The organism is Abyssisolibacter sp. ZYX002, assembly GCF_056892235.1.
The window spans coordinates 46,415-64,938 of record NZ_JARMXH010000001.1 but is presented as its reverse complement, the minus strand read 5'-3'; the positions used below and the strand labels follow the sequence as shown (position 1 = coordinate 64,938).

The window sequence follows — 18,524 nt, the reverse complement described above, 5'->3', positions numbered from 1 at the left end:
TACAATCATTAGGGATGGTTCGAGATTACTGAAAAAGTCATAAGTTGAGTTCTGACATACAACATATATAATCAATTAGCATATGAATAGCTATATATTGTATAGCTGAATTTAAAATATATACTTTTTCACTGGTCTCTAACCGTCCCTTTTGATTGTGAAAATCTTAGCTCCGAAGTAATATCGAAATCAAGCACTTAGTGCATAAATTTTAATTATCTGTCTACTTGACAAAGGTCAGTTCAACTTTCAATTCCATATTCGTCTATTAATATTTTGCAAATGAATAACTCAAATTATAATATATACTTCAAAGTACGATATTTTCTATCCTTAGATCAAGATCTCACGATATACCTTGTTATCAGTAGGTTCCCTTCTACCGAAGTAGTTTATCTTGGCATTCAGTATATAGATTTTTAGTCGCCTCAACTATATCATCTGGAAGTTTAGGACCTGGTAATTTACCATCTAATCTATTGCTAATCAACCAGTCGCGAACAAATTGCTTGTCATAAGACGCTGGTGAAGATCCAATCTTATATTGATCTACATTCCAAAATCTACTTGAATCTGGTGTAAAAATCTCATCTCCTAATCTTAGTACCCCGTCTTCATCTAAACCAAATTCAAACTTTGTGTCTGCTATAATAATGCCTTTTTCAAAAGCATACTCAAAGCACTTATTATATAATTCTAAACATATATCGAATATTTTTTTAGCTTCTTCTTTGCCTAAATCATCAACTAGTTGCTCAATACTTATATACTCATCATGACCTTCATTATTTTTCACTGACGGAGTAATAATCGGCGTTTTCAACTTCTCAGCTAATTGATATTCTTCAACAAATGGTTGCCCACAAAAAGCTCTATCTTTTTCATATGCTAACCACATATTACCAAATATATATCCACGAACAATAAACTCATAAGGTAACATATTCAATTTTCGTACAAGTACAGTTCTCCCATTATAATACGCCTTATTTTTAGATATCTCTATAGGCATATCCTCAATAGATGTAGATATAATATGGTTTGGTATTATATCTTTAGTATAATCAAACCAAAAGTTAGAAATTTTATTAAGGACAACTCCTTTCTGCGGTATGTCATTCGCTAAAACTACATCGTAGGCAGAAATCCGATCAGTAGTTACAACCACAAAATTATTATCATTTGTTTCATATACCTCACGTACTTTACCAGTTAAAATTTCTTTCATTATCACACTTCCCTTTCCATTTATTTTTGTTTGTGACTTTAATGAGCTCATGTCTGTGTACTTATAATATGCTTATTGTACAACTTCAGCTAATTTCTATTAACTCAGTTTGAGATTCATTATGCACTATGTATTCATATACATCTTCATCGTTAAATGGGTAACAAAATCCCCATACTGAAGGTTGGAACTCAACAGTATTCTGAAATCTAAACCCAACTTTAGAAAAACTCATTTTATCAGGTCAATATAATCATCCTTTCAGCATATTAACCATAATAAATTGAAAGTTTCCATATGATTTTGTAGTAAATTTATAGGTTTCTAATTTGATTATCTAATTCTAAATAATTGCGAATGGTAATTTCAGATTTTTCATCATTGATGTGCTTTGATTTGACAGGTATTTATCATTTTTGTATCCATTGTAAACAAGAGTGTGTTTTTAGAACAATTATCTCTAAGTCACACCACACTATATAATTAAATTGACTACTCTCCAGACACTACAGTCATGATTATAAACACTTTCCAAGATCAAACCCAATCCAGTACTTACTGACTGTTTGATATATATTTTTTATCATGCCTAAGTCACTAAAAAACAAAAAAGCTAACAAATCATTAGCTTTTTTCACACGAAAAAGAAATCTTTTTACTAAAAAAGATATTCCTCATAGTCAAATAATTTACGGTTATTTGGTAGAAACTTATCAGCCAATTCTGAATATTATATGAGTTATATATTATTTTTTATTACTGTTACCTAAATATAGCATATGATTACCATATTGTCAATTTTTTTATTTTCGGATAGGCGTTAGGCTACTTTGAGATAGAAAAATCCCTTTGGCGACGGCAGACTGCGTAAAAATCATTAGGAATCATTAGGGACGGTTCGAGACCAGTGAAAAAGAGGCTCTTTAAACCAATAAACTAGCAAATTTAATTAGATAATTGTATCTCTTTGTTAATTTTATGAAAATAGCTAAATATATCAAAAATAGTGAGGATATTATCCTCGCTATTCTCTTTATATTAACTGCGATTACAGCTAATTTTGATTGTTTTGATACGCTAACTAAACCATACCCTCTTGCACGATATAGCCCATGAAATCTTTTGAGTTCAGCATTTTTACCCTCAATTGATGCTCTTTTCTTGTACTTTTCTTTAAACTCTTCTGTCTTTTGATATTGAGATATTTCATAAAATTCTGCTGTATTTAATCCTAAACTTAGTATTTTACGTACGTTTTTTTTAGCACATTACTTACTGGTATGTATGGTTTTGCTTCTAATTTTTCTATGTTTTCTAATATTGGTTTTCTAAAATATGCTTTGTCTGCATATACTTCTTCTATTTTTATTCCGCTCTTTTTTGTTTCTTCTATCATTTCTTTTGTATAATCTCCATCTGTATATGCTCCATTTGCTGTTTTTACTGATGTTATTATTCTCTCGTCTGTTGTCATCATTATTTCTGTCTTATACCCGTAAAAGTTCTGTTTTTTGCTTTTTCTTCCTACTCTTGCATCTTCATCTATTATTGATCTGCATCCTTTTTGTATGATGAACTTTGGGTCCTGTAGGATTTGTTTTGCTTTGTTTATTACTTGTTTTGTTTGTGTTTGCTCATTTGAGAGCTCGTTTTCTACTCGCTTAATAACATCATCTAAATACATTTTCATTGTTTCTTTCGCTTCTTTATGGTCTTCTATTTCTTTGTAATTAGGTTCTTCTATTTTGTTTTCTAGTTTATTTTTCGTTTCTTTCTCATATGTATTTATTATCTTTCGTGCTAAATGGCTCATTAGCCTTTCTGGTATTTTTCTTACTGTATTGGCTTGTATATGTGTTGCATCTATACTCACTGATTTTCCTTTTATTATTCCTTTATCTATACATTGCTTAACTATTTCTGTAATTATTTCATCTAATGTTATCTCTTTTAAACGATGACATCTGAATTTTGCAAGTAAACTCTTATTTGGTAAACTATCTTCTGGATTTATACCTAGAAAGTACATATATGCTAGATTTAAATTAGCTTCTTCTATTACTCTTTCATCTGAAAGATTGTATAAATGTTGCAATATCAGTAATTTACACATCATCTCTGGTTCTTTTGCTTATAACTTTGATTAAAATAGTAGTATAGCAAATCTTGATTATTTATACAAATTGTACAATTCATATGCCTAATGTATTTTATGTAATATTGTATCGCATCATGTCGAACATGGTCTAAGTTTTGAAATTGTGTCATTTTTATTTGTGTGATATACTCACTTTGTTTTTAGGATATATTAACAATTAGGTCTTTAGTACTAAATGAAAAAAACTACTGCTTTTTTAGTCAGTAGTTCTAATTTTGTTATAATCATTCAATTTAACCTAATTATAACATATGTTGAATGCATGAGATATTAACTATATGTTATATTAATATATAAAATATTAAATATATGAAACATTAAACATTATATATTAAATATATATATTTAATATATGAAAAAGATGCTCCTAATCATCGAAGCATCTTACAGATTAAACGTTATTTATTCAATTGTATTACACCTGTTTTTTTCAAATCTTTTAGTTGATATACAACTATATTATTTTCAGAAACTGTATAAATATGTCCATCTATATAAAGCAATCGTTTAATAGAATCATTAAAATATTTATCACTTAAATTATCTATCTTTCCTCTTAGCTTTAATTTATTATTCTCAATTTCATACAGATATGCCCCATTGTACTCAAAGTAATCACCTTTTTTAACTACCTTTATAGGGAATCCAAATATTTTTTTATCAGCTAAGTACATAAGTGCTTTGTGGTTATCTAATAGCTCTGAATAAGTTCCACTATCCCCTATTATTTCTTTATCTCTTTCTATTGGATTATTTATATCGTCTATATCAAAAAGTGATATTTTAAATCCTCCTGTTTGAACGGTTTTTTTGACTTCTTTAGTATTTAAACCAAAACCTAATACACTCTTTTCATCTATATAGTGCAAGTAAGTGCTATAACCCGGTATTTTAAGATATCCTAATATTTTTGGTTTATTCACATTTGATGTGTCTATTACAAAAAATGGATCTATCTGTTTAAATGTAACCATATATAGCTTATCACCTTCAAATCTTGTGCTATATATTCTTTCTCCTTTTGCAATACCTTCTAACCTTCCTGTTATGTTCATACTATAATCTAGTATATATAGATTGTTACCTAGTTTAAATGAATTAGTTGCTATCCTAAAGTAATCTTTGTATTCATCCATTGAAAATTGATTGAGTATATAACCTGGAACTCGCCCTATTCCTGCCTCTGATACTTTTCCAGAGCCTAGTGTAAATCTATATATAGTTGTTGAATTATTTCTATGATTAACTCCTGCTATATATAGTTTGTTTTTTGAAACATATATATTTTTTGCTCGACCTACATACGCATTTACATCTGGTCTTCTATCTTGTTGATTTAGATCAATGCCTATAGTTATCATATAGCTTAATTGTTTACATTCTGGCAGACATTTTAGTTCGTTATATTTCATTGTATGATTAAAACCTGTTATACTCTCTTTATAACTTGGTAATATAACTTTATCTAAAAAATCATTTTGATATTTTAGCATACCTCTATATAAGTTTACATATCTTGATGTCACCATGTAAAATTGATGGTCTATCAATCTTGCTGATACATACTCTCCATCAAATGTGTAGTCTTTTATTAGTTTAGGACTTTCTATGTTGTCTAAATTATATACTTTTATAAAACTCTTTTGTATATAATACACTGGTGTAGCCTGAACTGTAAAGTTACCTGCTATTTTCTCTAAGATATTTGGCTTTTTAGTTACTTGTTCTTCATATTTGTTTCCCACAACTACTAGTTTATTATCATCTATAAATATTTCATTAATCTCCCTAGTATCGTTTTGCAAAGATATAACACTTACAACTTTACCATCAGTAGGGTGACTATCTATTATAGATATACGATTATTATTCATCATATATATGTATTTGCCATCAGTTTTGACTAAATCACCTTCTTCTACTCCATCAACTTGGTTATTAGTCTCTGAGTATTCTTTTTTTAAACTATTACTCTTAGAATTAGCCTCTTTAACACTAACATCATCCTTATATTTAATTTTCTGAGCTATAAATTTATCCATCAATTTCATATACTCTTGCCTCGATTTTATAGTTGGCAGTTTATTCATTTGATTGTGTGTTGATATAATCACACTGTTTTTCTCTGAATTCCAAGCTATATCATGTCTTAAAGCTTCAACTATAAATCTTATCGGTACATAAACTTTGCCGTATATCTTTTTACATCGTACCCCCATATTTTTATTATTTTTATTTACTAAAGCTTCATCAGAATACAGCTTTAACAAAATTTCTGTATCTTTATTGCTGATTATAATACTACTCCCTTTTATGCTTGATTTTAGATTTAATACTTGTGATAAATCTTCTACTTTAACTAATACCTTACTGTCTTTATTAAATATATAATTCATATCAACTGGTTTATCATCTATTAAAAATTGAACTTGCGTTTTTTTGCTTCTTTCTGTACTAAAACATAACGTGAAAAATAAACAAATAATTAATAATACTGTTATGATTTTCTTCACCTATACTCCCCCTAACATATGTTTTTTATTTAGACTTATAATTACTCCAAAAAGTTCCATGTTATGTATTATATTAATTTGTAACTTTATTTTCGTCACATAAATATAATATATTGACCTTGTTTAAATAAAAATTAAGGAGAATAGTCAAATGGATTATGGTAAAAATTCTTGTATAATACCTAAAAAACGCCCTACTCCAACTTGTGCTAATGGAAGGTGTTCACGTAACAATCCAAAATCTAAACCTAAATCAAATCCTACTAGCAGTATAAATATCAATCCTGATGACAAACCAACTACTGGAATAATAAACTTAAATTAAAGGGGGATGTGTTCTTGAACCATCCCCTAAAAACTATATTAATTTAAAAAACTCGAACCATTTTCTGGCTTATGAACGTTGAAATACTCTGCAACTGTTGCTCCTATATCAGACAGTGTTTTCCTTATTCCTAAATTGTCTTTTTTTATGTTTTTTCCATAAACATGTAACAACACATTTTCTCTAGTGTGCTGGCTATGGCCAATAGTTGGGTCGTTTCCATGGTCTGCACTTATTATTAATACATCTTCATGTCTCATTTTATCCATGAGTAAACCTATATATTTATCTACTACCATGAGTCTATGAGCATATTTATCTACATCCTGTGCATGTCCTGCTAAATCAGTTTCTTGAACAGTTGCCGATATGAATCCATGTTTCATTCTCGTAAAACTTTCTACTATACTCTTCATAACTAACTCTGTGTCTACTGCCGGAATCTTTGTTGCTCCATCACAATCTATTACATCTTGCATTTTACCTATCAATGTAACATCTATTCCATTTTTCATTAGTATGGTACTTACTTGACCTTTAGGATCAACTCCATATCCCATATGTCTACATTTATACCCTTTTTGATATACTCCTGACTTTGGACTGTTAATTCCTATCAATCCGTCATCTCTAACTTCTACACATTTTCGTAGCCACTCTTTTGTTACATCCTCTCCGCCTAGGGCAATTACTCTATTTACTTTAACACACTCTCTAACAATACGTCCTATATTTAAAACTTCTTCATATGATATATAATCAAATGATGCTGTTACGTTGTATATTTGTCCGTAGTCAGTTTCTATATTATCTGCGACATAAACACAGTCATTTACAAGCAAGTAAGGTTTTTCTTTGTCTGGTATAGAAACTTTGTAACCTTCTTTTTTTAGTACTATTTTAACATCATCTATAACGTCTTTAAACGGCTTTGTATACGGTTTAAGTGGTTTTGTACCCATTATTTCTTGATGCCCCACATAACTATCAGCACCGTAGTGTTGTAATTTAATCTTTCCATAAGCCCCAATATCTTGAGCATCGTTTAATCTATTATGATTTATAATATTTTTTAATCCTAATTTTTCGAGATTGGGTAATTCAATGTATTCTGCTTTATCTAATATATGTTTTAGTGTATTAGCTCCATTATCTTGTGGTCTTACTTTTGTCACATCATCCATTTGCCCTACCCCTAAGCTATCAATCACTAATAAAACTACTTTTTTTGCCATATCTATCACGACCTATCTAATTTTTTCCCTAAGCTATCAAACGCTCCGATTATTTTAGGTTTGTTTTTTTGAATTCCTTCCACTAATACTACTTCACTTCTAGTAACAAAAATTTGTGTTCTGTATGAATAGATTGCCGCGTCTCCTACTCTAACTTTTTTATCTCCTATTTGCAAAGTTCCATAATAATCAATAGATTCTGGAAGCAATTCAACTGTTTTCAGGTCATTTTCTTTCAGCTGGTCGAAATCTCTTCCTACTAATGCTTTTTTCATTTTCGACCTTCTATAATAACCTCCTCCAAAAACATATGCCTTATCATCAAACATATGAGATATCTCAGTAACATAAATCATAGCAGGTATTTCTGGTAATTCCTCATTGTATGCATGTAATGGCGTAGTTCCTGTCAAAGCATGCCCAGGTTCAGCATGTGTAGCCCCTAATTTTTTTAATAAATGCATAGACGTTGATGTATTTGCACTAGGAGTGTTAATCTGTTTTAACTTTATATTTAATTCCCGTTCTAAAATTTCTTTACACCTTAAAGCTGTCATAGCATTAGGTGTTTCCTTTATATCATTTGCCTTTTCATCATACAAAAAACATGGAAATGCTACTACTCCAGCAATATTAACACCTTTTAAGTTCATTATTTCTTTTGCTTTTTCTATTAACTCTGTTTCTTTAAATCCACCTACTTGTCCATCGTAAATATTATCGCTTTTCCCTACAACTCTTAACATAATATCTTGAACTCTATTTAACTTAGTAGCTATCTCAGATATTTGTTTAGCCTTTTCTACTGAAAAAACAGTAACAATTTCTGGCTCATAGGACAATATATCTTTGATTAGAAATTTAGGGATTTGAACTAAATGTCCTACATTCCCAAGTTTTATACCCTCTTTTGCAAGGGTTAATGCTTCCCATGGATCTACTGCTACTGCTTTTTCTATTCCGCACTCACGTATTATTTTAGCTAGCATGGGATTTCTACCTATCTGTTTTGTCATCATGTACAAATTTATATTGTTTTCTTTAGCACTCTTAACTAGACACCTTGCATTATGCCTAACTGCATCAACATCTATTAAATAAGTATTAGGCATTATTTCACCATTTTGATGCATATTTACTCCTGCTTTAATCAAGGAAGGGTTTTTCTTTAACATCAAATCTACAAACATTACTTCCTCTCCTTTTCAATAGCTTTCTTTACAGACTCTTTAAGTATTCTTAGAACTGTATCTGACCCAGCTCTCATAGGGTTAATCCTAATCATATAATCTTCTAGTTTTGCATTTGCTTTCAAAAACGTTCCTGACACTCTATAAAACATAGCTGTAATCTCATATCTTGATTCTGCTCCTACTGGATATGGTGCAGCCCCTAAAGTGCTACTACATTTTAAAACTTCTTTTGCTATTGGTCTATCAAACTCTACTAATATTACTCTAGATTGTGCATTTGCTATAAATGCTGACTTGATATGTGGTATTTCTTTATTATTAATTTTTTTTATTATTTTGTTGCCTTCTTCTGCTTGTATTGCTAATGCTACAGGTGCATATACTAATGACCTGAGTGCATCCATTGCCTCAAAACCTTGTACTTGACTTCCTCCTGAATAATTAATGTTCCTCACTAAATCAATTACTTTTTTAGTTCCTACTATACACCCTACCCCTTCAGGCCCAAGTAGTTTAAACAGCGAAAAAGCACTTGCTTCAGCACCAAGTTCAACACCTATCTTATCTGATTTCATGACAACATAATTATCATCAACTAATATTTCAATATCCTTGTTTACTTTCTTAACTGTTGCTATTACTTCACTTAAATCATATTTGTCTTCTATTTTTTGTCTTGAGTGTTGAATCAAAGCAAATCTAATATTTGATAAATCTGTTTTTTCTATAGCTTCTAAGTCATTGAAATCAACAAATACACATTCAAGTCCCATTGAATCAATAATCACCTTAGTTGTAGGATATATAGGAGCATCATGGAGTAATATTTTCTGATTTGCCTTTAAAGATGTATTCATTACATTCCTGATTGCTCCTGTTCCAGACCCTCTCACTAGTATTGATGCTTCTGCGTTAAAAAATTGGGCTATTGTTTTTTCAACTTTTTCTGTATACGTTGGATGACCTATTCCTTTTACCACACCTAAATCACCATTATTTAATATTTCATATCCGTTGAAATTTTGATGGATAATATCTACTAACTTAAACTGCTTATTTTTTGCTTCTTCTAAATTAATTGTGTCTATTGGATATGTCTTCATTTTTTCCTCCTATAAAATCGTTCTATTCCACTTATATAAATAATCTTTTTGGATTATTTTTTAGCATACAATCTATTTGAGTTTGGCTTATTCCTGCTTTTAACATTTGGGGAATAAATGTATCGACAAGATAGCTGTATCCTATCCCACCATTAGCTTTAAGATGAGATTTTCTTGTTAGATCCTGTGACAATACTATCTGATTTAAATGCCCTCTTTTTATAAGTTGAATTATAGCCTTTATTCTATATTCATCTGGCTGGTATTTTATTTTACCTATTGTATCAAACCCTAAGAAACAACCTGTATCAGCTACTTTTGAAAGATACTCTATGCTAGGATTGAGATCCATATGTCCTATTACAACTTTTTGTAAATTTACTCCTGTATTTTTAAGTAGCTTTAATTGTTCTAGTGCTAATGTACCTAATGTAGTATGAGTATATATTGGTATTCCTGTCTCAACATGTGCTAATGCACATGATTTCATTATTTTCATCTCTATTTCTGACATTTGACCTTTACCAGTACCTACTTCTCCTATCATGCCAGCTTTTATGTTAGTGTTATCTATCCCCTTAACAATCTCTTTTACTAATATTTTGCTGATATCTTCTTCCTTCATACTATACACATAAGTTGGTAAAAAAGGTTCTTTGTAAAATCCAGTACTCACTACCACGTTTATTCCTGATTCATTACATATATATCTTATAGCTTCTATGTCTCTTCCCATTCCCATATTAGTTACTTCAACAATAGTATCTATCCCTTTTGATACTAGTTCTTTCATTTCACTTATTACTAGCTCTGACTGGTCAAACTTGGCATCTTCATCTTTTTTTTGAGCTGACAAATCTATTTTCAAATGCTCATGAATATATACGGCTTTAATTCCTTCAATATCTATATTTCCTCTAACTGTTTCCATATAAATTCTCCTTTATCATAATCTATATAAATCCTTTTACTTCTTGACTATTACTATTTATAAAATACCTTTCGTATAAATCATTTGATTTATATATTTCTTTGAGTTTTGATGCTAAAAATAGTGCTTTTTTTGCTCCACTAATACCATTTTTAGCTGTTATAACTACACCCATAGCCAGTTCTCCATAAGGTAGTGTAATAGTTGTTGCTTCTACCATATTTGCTACTTTTATAATGTACTTTCCTCCTAATCTCTGCTCCCTTTTGCCTATCAACCCATTTGTCCCTATTACTGAATCCCCTAGACCATATAAATCAATAGGCCCTTCTACTGTCAAAATAATGTCTATATCTTTGCTAAAAATTTCATTACACATTCTTATAGCTTCGTTTCTATCATCAAAATCAATAAAAGGCAGTTCTTCTACTTCTACATAATCTTTTAAATTCTCAGCTACCGTCTTAGCTAGCATATTCATATCTTGTTTGTTTGGTAACTGTATATCTCCTTTTCTAGGTATTGCTATTTTGATCTTTTCATTAAAGCAATATTTAAAATCATAATCTACTATAGAAATTAATGCTCTTTTGCATAGATCAAAATTATGTGATATTATTCCTAGTGCTGGTGTAAAGCTAATATTATCTGTTGATTGTTTCTCTATACAACCTTTTAACCCCACACCTTTTGCCATTATAGAATAAAGCCCTGTACTTATCGCGGGTGCTAAAACTGACCCTCCACCATCTGTACCAATTGCCAAATCATTGATTCCTCTTAAAATATTAATACATCCACAACTAGATGAACCTGTCATCACTCTACCTGTAAGTGGGTTTATATTATCTATATCTATAGCCCTTCCTCTATCTGACATTTTGTCAATCGTATGAAATAAGAAACCATTATTTCCTTTTAATTTACTAACTATTTCATTATTTATTTGATTTGTATCTTTTACTCCAAATAAAATAGGCTCGATAGAAGGGTCTTTACTTAGAGCAAAAACAGCTTCATCTAATATCTCTCTTCTTGAATATGTGACAGTTTTTCCTATCATATCATTTGCTTTAATTATTGATTTGCTTACTTTTTTCATCTTATATAGTAATTGCTGATAATCCATAGCTATTCTCCTTTGACGAGGATTGTATTAATAAATTAGGGATGTCTTATCATTTTAGACATCCCTAACCTGCATATCATATATTATCTCAGGAATCCTAAAATACTATTAAGCTGGAATATTGAACATTCCGATTAATGAAAGTATATTTACAAGTACTCCTACCAATATAGCTGACATAGGCCCTACTGCCATTCTAACAACAGGTTTTCCAGCTATTTCATTTAATATATATAGTCCTACCACAGCAAAAAATCCAATTCCCGGTGCTATAGCATTTGCAGCATTCATACCGCCAACTAACAATGCTATTTCTAAAAGTTTAGACATCGCTGTTCTTATGTTATCTCCTGACTTTCTAATTCCAGGGAATTTGTCTAAAAATACTGCTATTCTATCTATTAATAGAACTTCTATTCCAATTGTTGCAGCTCCTAATACAGCAGATAAGATTGGGTTGTGCACAAATAATCCCACAGCAAATACAAACGTCATACCTATTGGACCATACACACCTGTTGCAATAGCTGTCGAAGCTATCAGCGGTATAAATCCAATACCCCTTGCCAATGCTGCAAATGCTGCATCAAGTACTTTACCTTCTTTTAATAGGTTAAGTGAAATAGGATCTCCAGCCATGATTTTGTAAGTAGTTGCTGCTGCAACTAGCCCACCCATTACCATCAGTATTGGTGCATTTTTCTTTATTCTCTTTACTCTTTCTGCAAACAAAGATACTAAATCCACTGATTCTTCTTCAGATTTTTCTCTCATAGCAAATATTATTAATATCGTCATACCAACTATTAATGCTAATCCTTCTGGATTTATTTTAATACTTGCAGAACCAATCTTTATTGGACCAATAACTACAGCCAATTGCCTAGCTAATAATGACAATACTAAGTTAAGTACACCTTTCTTGGCTCCATATTGATATCCTGTAGCTAAAGCTGGAAAAGCTGCAAATGCAACAACTACTGGCTCTCCTACTTTTCCTAAGCTTGGCATAAAGTTTACAGGCAATTTTGCGAATGCATCAACTATAACATCCAATCCTGTCATTATACCTATACCATATAATGCTCCTACCACACCTGCTATAGCTATACCCTTTTTTCCATCTGGTGAAGAACAACCTATAATATCAGTCCCTAATAAAATACAATGTATCAAAAGAATACTAGCTGTAAGTGAAAATGGTATACCAAAACCTATAACTAATCCAAAGCTCATTGCAAATGATGTAGCGGCAACTTCTTTCCTAGACATTCTACCTTCTATTTTTTCTGGTATAATAGGTCTAAGTCCATCATTGAATACTGCTATTCCAGTATTAGCCATAACTGCTGCTAATGCACCAATTAGTGCTATAAGTACTATCTCCATATTATGCCTCCGTTCTCTTAGTCAAATTTGTTATAATAAACTAATAAAAAACAATCCAAGCGTTTACATATCGTTTGTATTTAATAACCCCTCCTCTCACTATTAGCTTGTTATTTTTTTAGTATTTCTTCCATCAACATTGGTACTGCTAATTCGTAGTGATCTCCTGTAAAACCGAAAGCTATCTTTCCTTGTTCTATTGCTTTTACTACATTTTCTTTTTTAGGAGCTTTACCTGGCATAGAAACTGTCTCGCATTTAGCTCTTGTCAAGAGTGCCATAGCCATACTTAAAGCACCACCTCCACCTGTGTGACAAGCTCCAAAGTAATAATCGGCTTTTCCCATTTTCACATCACTAGCCGCCTGTAAATCTGTCTTTATATCAACTTGTACACTGTCACCTCCAATTTCTTTTATCAAATCAGCTATCTTTTGTTTTTCCACTTGCCCACCAACAACTATTTTCACGTCAATTCCTCCTTAATCTAATTTAAAATTATTGACTATAGCTTACTGTCATTCATAATGATAGTACATGCATGTAATGCAATATAGTCTTTTTCACTTTCTGGTAATATTAACTTTAGTTTATCCTCAAGTAACTCAAATAACTCTTTGAGTTGCTCAAAATGTTCATTATTTCTTACTTCATCAGAAACCATTTTATCTACTTCATTTATTGGCTCACCCTTTTGCACTCTTGCTAAAGCCATAGCTAAATGAGTGATTAACATAGAAGAATTTGCTTCTACTAACTCTATCTTAAATATTTCTTTAAATTTTTGTGAAAAATCTTTAATAGCTTCTGTAATATCTTCAGTCGTTTCTCCTGCTATTTGTAAAATATTAAGTCTTTCTATCAATGCGCTATCCAAGTGTATCCCTCCAATTTAAGCTTAATTCATAAGATTAAGAATGCTCAATATACTGTTTTTTGTATATTGATTTTAAAAATTAACTCCTAATATATAGGAATTGTTTTTTTATTCATTACGTCTCTTTGTATTTCTTCAATTTTATCCATGTTAATAAATTTATTTAATATGTTACCAAACTGCATATTATCTTTATTTACAACTACTGTAGCTATAGTATCTTCTGAGTCCACTTTTTTTGTTTTTGGATTTCTTAGTGAACTAGTTTTATATTTTAAATTCTTCTCTAATATCTCATCTATATTCCATATAGCAGCATCTATTTCATTGTTTTCAAGTCTTTGTATTATTTGATTGTATGGAGTCTCTATATATTCAACATCTAACCCCTCACACTCATATGTAGTAAGTATTATTAAATCTGGAGAAGTTGGGTCTATAGCTACTCTCATACCATGTGTAATTTGATTGTATGCATCATCTTTGTATATTATAACATGATTACCTACGTAACTCTCTAAACCAAATTCATGGATTATTTCTATACTATCTGTGCTTCTCTTTTCCAAGTTAGCTGCTAATTTAGATACTATTGCAAAATTATACTTTCCTAAATTCAGTGCTTCTATTCTTTTATTAGCACCTCTCATAAAAGCTAAACTAAATGGGATATTGCACTTTTCAAACTCTTTGTAAAAGCCTGTAGCTAGTCCTTCATATCTTGTTGAATAAGGAAGTGGCATTACTCCCATAATTATCCCAAATCCAGATATATTCCAAAGCTTGTGGTTGTCCATTTTTGTAATAGAAGTCCCTAAATGTCCTCTTGATTCAAGCTTTACTGCACCAGAGTCCTGCAAATATTTAAAAGCAGCTTGTACAGTACCTCTCCCAAAACCAAAATCTTTTGCAAACTGACCTATGGTTTTTATTCTATCGCCTACATTATGAGTTAATAGCTCTCTAGCCAACATTACTGTTGTCTTTCCATTCTTAGACATTAGTTCTTTTTTTATATTCTCCATATCATCCAACCTTTAATGTACAAAATACCGTATATTGTAATCATATTATATATCACCTTACTTTTTATTGCAAGTATAATTTTAGTTTAGTTAATAAATCCCACTATTTGTACCTCTGAAAAAATAAAAAATCAACTAAAGCGCACTGTTTAGTTGATTTTTTATTGTATAGTACAATAGCTATTTTTGACACTATTTAATAACAACTGGTTTCTTCTCTGATTTATTCAATACCTCTACCCCATCTTCTGTAACTACTACTATATCCTCTATTCTCACTCCAAATTCGTTAGGTATATATATACCAGGCTCTACACTAAATGCCATACCTTTTTCTAGTATCTGCTCATTACCTGATTTTATATAAGGAGCTTCGTGTACGCTGTATCCTATTCCGTGTCCTGTTCTTGTGATGAAATACTCCCCATATCCTGCCTCTTTTATAACTTCTCTTGCTGATTTATCTACTGTCTGTGCCTGTACTCCTGGTTTTGCCTGTTCTTCCCCTGCTAGATTTGCTCTCATTACTGCATTATAAACTATTTCTTCTTTTTCTGAGATTCCTCCAACAAATACTGTCCTTGTCATATCTGAACATAAGCCTTCACACTTACAGCCAAAATCTAATATTATGATGTCTTTTTCCTGTATTACTCTACTATAATCATTATAATGTGGCTTTGAGCTGTTTGCACCAGATGCTATTATAGGGCTAAATGACAGTCCATCAGCTCCTTTTTCTATAAAAAGCTCTTTCATCTTTTCACATATATCTTTTTCTGTAATACCCGGTTTTATAAACTTAACTATGTCAGCAAATACATCGTCTGCTAATCTAGCAGCTTTTCTAAGTTTGTTTACTTCTTCATTATTTTTAACTAATCTAAGCTCTTCTAGAATTTGATTTCCATTTATAAATTCTATTTCTAACTTCTCTTTAATATCTATTATACTTACTGCTGTAGCGCTTTTATTGACCCCTATAGTTTTCCCTATCAAATCATGCTCATCAAATGCCATATTTACAGCACTCATGAATCCTTCACCATCGTCCCATTGATATATTTTCCCCTGATTTCCTATTACTTTTTCTATTTCTTCAAAATTTAGTTTAGGAACTATGTAAAAACATCTACTGTCATTTAATATAAATAATGATTGAAATCTTTCATCCATGTGAGGTGAGAAACCAAGTAAAAACTCCATGTCTTCTGATGGTGCAATAAGCATAGCATCTATATTTTTGTTGTTCATTATACTAACTAACTTGTCTAAATATTTTTTATTCATTTTAACTTGCACTCCTTTGTTCATACATATGACTTGTTGTTAAATTTATCTTTGTAGTCTAATGTTTCCTATAAAGAGTTTTAAAATATATTATTTAAGCTAGCCTCCTATTATTCTAAAACCCTCTGGTAACGGATCTCCTGGATCTAATACTAACTGATTAAAACCTGTAATATATGCATTTCCTGATACTATAGGTACGACTCCGTTATATTCTCCTACTTTTGCAACATCTTCTATTACTCCTTTAAATGTAGTATCTATTATACTGTTATTAACTAGTGTCATTCCTTTTCTCATTATCCCTTTTTTATACAGAAGTGCCACTCTTCCTGCTGTTCCTGTTCCAGTAGGCGATCTATCTATTTGTCCATCTGCAAATATACATACATTGTTAGACTTTATTTTATCATCTTTTACATTCATTAGTCCAGTAATAATAGTCCCATATATTCCTTTTATACCTCTTTCTAGTGGATGTACAACTTCTAGTTCCTCCATGACTTTGTATTTTATTTCCATGCCTACCTCTACTAATTTGTTAATATTTTTTGGCTCAACAGTAAGTCCGAGTTTACGAGCATCTACATATACATAAAATGCTCCTCCATATGCTATATCTACAGATATAACACCTATACCTTTTACATCAACTTTCACGTTTTCTGCAAATACAAACGATGGTACATTTTTAAAACTAATATTTGTAATGTTATCCCCTTGTACATCAGCATACGCAGTTATTCGTCCTGCTGGTGAATCTATCTTAACTTTATTGATACCGTCTTTAGCTGTGATCAACCCTGTTTGTAATGCAACTTTAGTAACAGCAATTATTCCATGTCCACACATTGTACTTAATCCCTCATTGTGAGTAAATAGCACCCCAAAATCACCGTCTGGTGTAACTGGTGGAGTAATAATGCATCCGTACATTCCACTATGACCTCGTGGCTCTAACATCAATAATTTTCTTATATCATCATATCTTTTAAGCATATTTAGTCTTTTTTTCAATATGGTATCTCCAGGTATTGTAGGCATACCTGCTGTTATTATTCTAAGTGGTTCCCCTGCGGTGTGAGCATCTATTGCTGTTATCATTCTAGCAAATCTCATCATACGGCAAACTCCTTTATAGTTTTATTTTTGTTCCAACCCCTTTTTCTAGAGCCTTTTTATAAATAGCATTAGCTGTATAAATATCAAATAATGCCATTCCTACCGATTTGAAAAGCATAGTCTTTTTGGTTATTTGTTTTTTGTCCTTAATTATTGTGCTAATAGATTTTATTTGACTCTCTTTTAACCATCCTTTGCTTAATGGTGTTATCAAGTCACCTGTTTCTTCTTTTGCAAATGCTGTATCTACATAAACTTCTTCTACAACTTCAAATAATTTCTCTGGAAACTCTCTCATATCAGGTTTATATGATCCAATGCCTATGAAATACTTATTTTCTAATAAACTTTTATCATCTGGTAATACTGGTTTATTTGTCGTTGTACAAGTGTAAACAGCTTCACTATTTTCTAAAAGCTCTGAACTACTTTTTGAAATATTAATTACTATGTTATCTATACTCTCTTGTAGCTTCGTTTTTAATATCTGTGCACTTTGTAATGACAAATCAAAAATATTAATGGTTTCGATGTTTCTTACTTTACATGCATACAAAGCTTGATAATATCCTTGGACTCCAGCACCTATTACACCTATACTTTTTATATGTTTTGGTGTTATATATTTTAATCCTACACCTCCGACTGCTCCTGTTCTATAAGCTGTTAAACTAGCTCCGTTAATCATACATACTGGTGTACCTGTCACTGAATCATTGAGCATCATTACACCTTGAATAACTGGCTCATTTAGGTTTTTATTATCTGGAAATACTGTTATCATCTTAGTTCCAAATACTTTTTCTGTAATACATGGCATGTATAATAGTGTATTACTCTTATTATTGATATGGATTCTATCAGGCATTATGAAACTATTATTTTCATATGCTATATACGCCTCTTCTATTGCTTCCATCAATTCTTCCAACCTTACTATTTCTCTAATATTTTCTTCATTTATATATATCATGTCATCAACTCCTCTATAATAGATTCAAAAAGC

General features: G+C 30.9%; 15 protein-coding genes, 1 pseudogene and 1 riboswitch. Of the genes and pseudogenes, 1 reads left to right on the top strand and 15 read right to left on the bottom strand.

All coding sequences use genetic code 11. From position 1 onward, the window contains the following. Positions 1-379 precede the first annotated feature (379 nt). The 3 genes and pseudogenes from P3X86_RS00265 to P3X86_RS00255 all read right to left on the bottom strand — a co-directional run bounded on the left by P3X86_RS00265 (position 380) and on the right by P3X86_RS00255 (position 5,899). Positions 380-1,228, bottom strand: a complete 849-nt coding sequence (locus P3X86_RS00265) for a phosphoribosylaminoimidazolesuccinocarboxamide synthase (protein WP_483290615.1) — start codon at positions 1,226-1,228, stop codon at positions 380-382. A gap of 657 nt (positions 1,229-1,885) precedes the next feature. Then, positions 1,886-1,986: riboswitch (purine riboswitch) on the bottom strand. Positions 1,987-2,151: 165 nt separating this feature from the next. Then, positions 2,152-3,359, bottom strand: a pseudogene (locus P3X86_RS00260) (transposase); the annotation flags it as partial. 425 nt (positions 3,360-3,784) lie between these two features. Next, on the bottom strand, positions 3,785-5,899 hold the full coding sequence (locus P3X86_RS00255) for a beta-propeller domain-containing protein (RefSeq protein ID WP_483290614.1): 2,115 nt from the start codon (positions 5,897-5,899) through the stop codon (positions 3,785-3,787). A gap of 151 nt (positions 5,900-6,050) precedes the next feature. Between P3X86_RS00255 and P3X86_RS00250 the strand changes: the two genes are divergently transcribed. Beyond that, positions 6,051-6,224 (top strand): hypothetical protein, encoded by a 174-nt coding sequence (locus P3X86_RS00250; protein ID WP_483290613.1) that lies wholly within the window; start codon positions 6,051-6,053, stop codon positions 6,222-6,224. Positions 6,225-6,262: 38 nt separating this feature from the next. Here the strand turns inward: P3X86_RS00250 and P3X86_RS00245 are convergent, their stop codons facing one another. The 12 genes from P3X86_RS00245 to P3X86_RS00190 all read right to left on the bottom strand — a co-directional run bounded on the left by P3X86_RS00245 (position 6,263) and on the right by P3X86_RS00190 (position 18,491). Next, a complete protein-coding gene (locus tag P3X86_RS00245) occupies positions 6,263-7,459 on the bottom strand; it encodes a phosphopentomutase (protein WP_483290612.1) in 1,197 nt (398 codons plus the stop codon). Positions 7,460-7,464: 5 nt separating this feature from the next. Then, complete coding sequence (locus tag P3X86_RS00240) at positions 7,465-8,649, bottom strand: YhfX family PLP-dependent enzyme (RefSeq protein ID WP_483290611.1); 1,185 nt, start codon at positions 8,647-8,649, stop codon at positions 7,465-7,467. Then, entirely contained in the window at positions 8,649-9,755 is a 1,107-nt protein-coding gene (locus P3X86_RS00235) for an aminotransferase class I/II-fold pyridoxal phosphate-dependent enzyme (RefSeq protein WP_483290610.1), read from the bottom strand. The genes P3X86_RS00240 and P3X86_RS00235 overlap by 1 nt, the downstream gene beginning before the upstream one ends. Before the next feature lie 31 nt (positions 9,756-9,786). After that, positions 9,787-10,686, bottom strand: coding sequence for a phosphotriesterase family protein (locus tag P3X86_RS00230; protein ID WP_483290609.1), 900 nt, complete (start codon positions 10,684-10,686; stop codon positions 9,787-9,789). A 22-nt stretch (positions 10,687-10,708) separates the two neighbouring features. Further along, a complete protein-coding gene (locus P3X86_RS00225; protein ID WP_483290608.1) occupies positions 10,709-11,815 on the bottom strand; it encodes an amidase family protein in 1,107 nt (368 codons plus the stop codon). 108 nt (positions 11,816-11,923) lie between these two features. Beyond that, entirely contained in the window at positions 11,924-13,204 is a 1,281-nt protein-coding gene (locus P3X86_RS00220) for a YhfT family protein (RefSeq protein WP_483290607.1), read from the bottom strand. Positions 13,205-13,314: 110 nt separating this feature from the next. Continuing rightward, on the bottom strand, positions 13,315-13,674 hold the full coding sequence (locus P3X86_RS00215) for a DUF2620 domain-containing protein (RefSeq protein ID WP_483290606.1): 360 nt from the start codon (positions 13,672-13,674) through the stop codon (positions 13,315-13,317). A gap of 35 nt (positions 13,675-13,709) precedes the next feature. Then, entirely contained in the window at positions 13,710-14,081 is a 372-nt protein-coding gene (locus P3X86_RS00210) for a PRD domain-containing protein (protein WP_483290605.1), read from the bottom strand. 86 nt (positions 14,082-14,167) lie between these two features. Beyond that, positions 14,168-15,106 carry a GntR family transcriptional regulator YhfZ gene (gene yhfZ / locus P3X86_RS00205; RefSeq protein ID WP_483290604.1) on the bottom strand — a complete coding sequence of 313 codons (939 nt, stop codon included), beginning with the start codon at positions 15,104-15,106 and terminating at the stop codon, positions 14,168-14,170. 192 nt (positions 15,107-15,298) lie between these two features. After that, complete coding sequence (locus tag P3X86_RS00200) at positions 15,299-16,396, bottom strand: M24 family metallopeptidase (RefSeq protein WP_483290603.1); 1,098 nt, start codon at positions 16,394-16,396, stop codon at positions 15,299-15,301. A gap of 99 nt (positions 16,397-16,495) precedes the next feature. Then, positions 16,496-17,518, bottom strand: a complete 1,023-nt coding sequence (locus tag P3X86_RS00195) for a proline racemase family protein (RefSeq protein ID WP_483290602.1) — start codon at positions 17,516-17,518, stop codon at positions 16,496-16,498. Positions 17,519-17,531: 13 nt separating this feature from the next. Beyond that, positions 17,532-18,491, bottom strand: a complete 960-nt coding sequence (locus P3X86_RS00190; RefSeq protein ID WP_483290601.1) for an ornithine cyclodeaminase family protein — start codon at positions 18,489-18,491, stop codon at positions 17,532-17,534. Positions 18,492-18,524 lie beyond the last annotated feature (33 nt).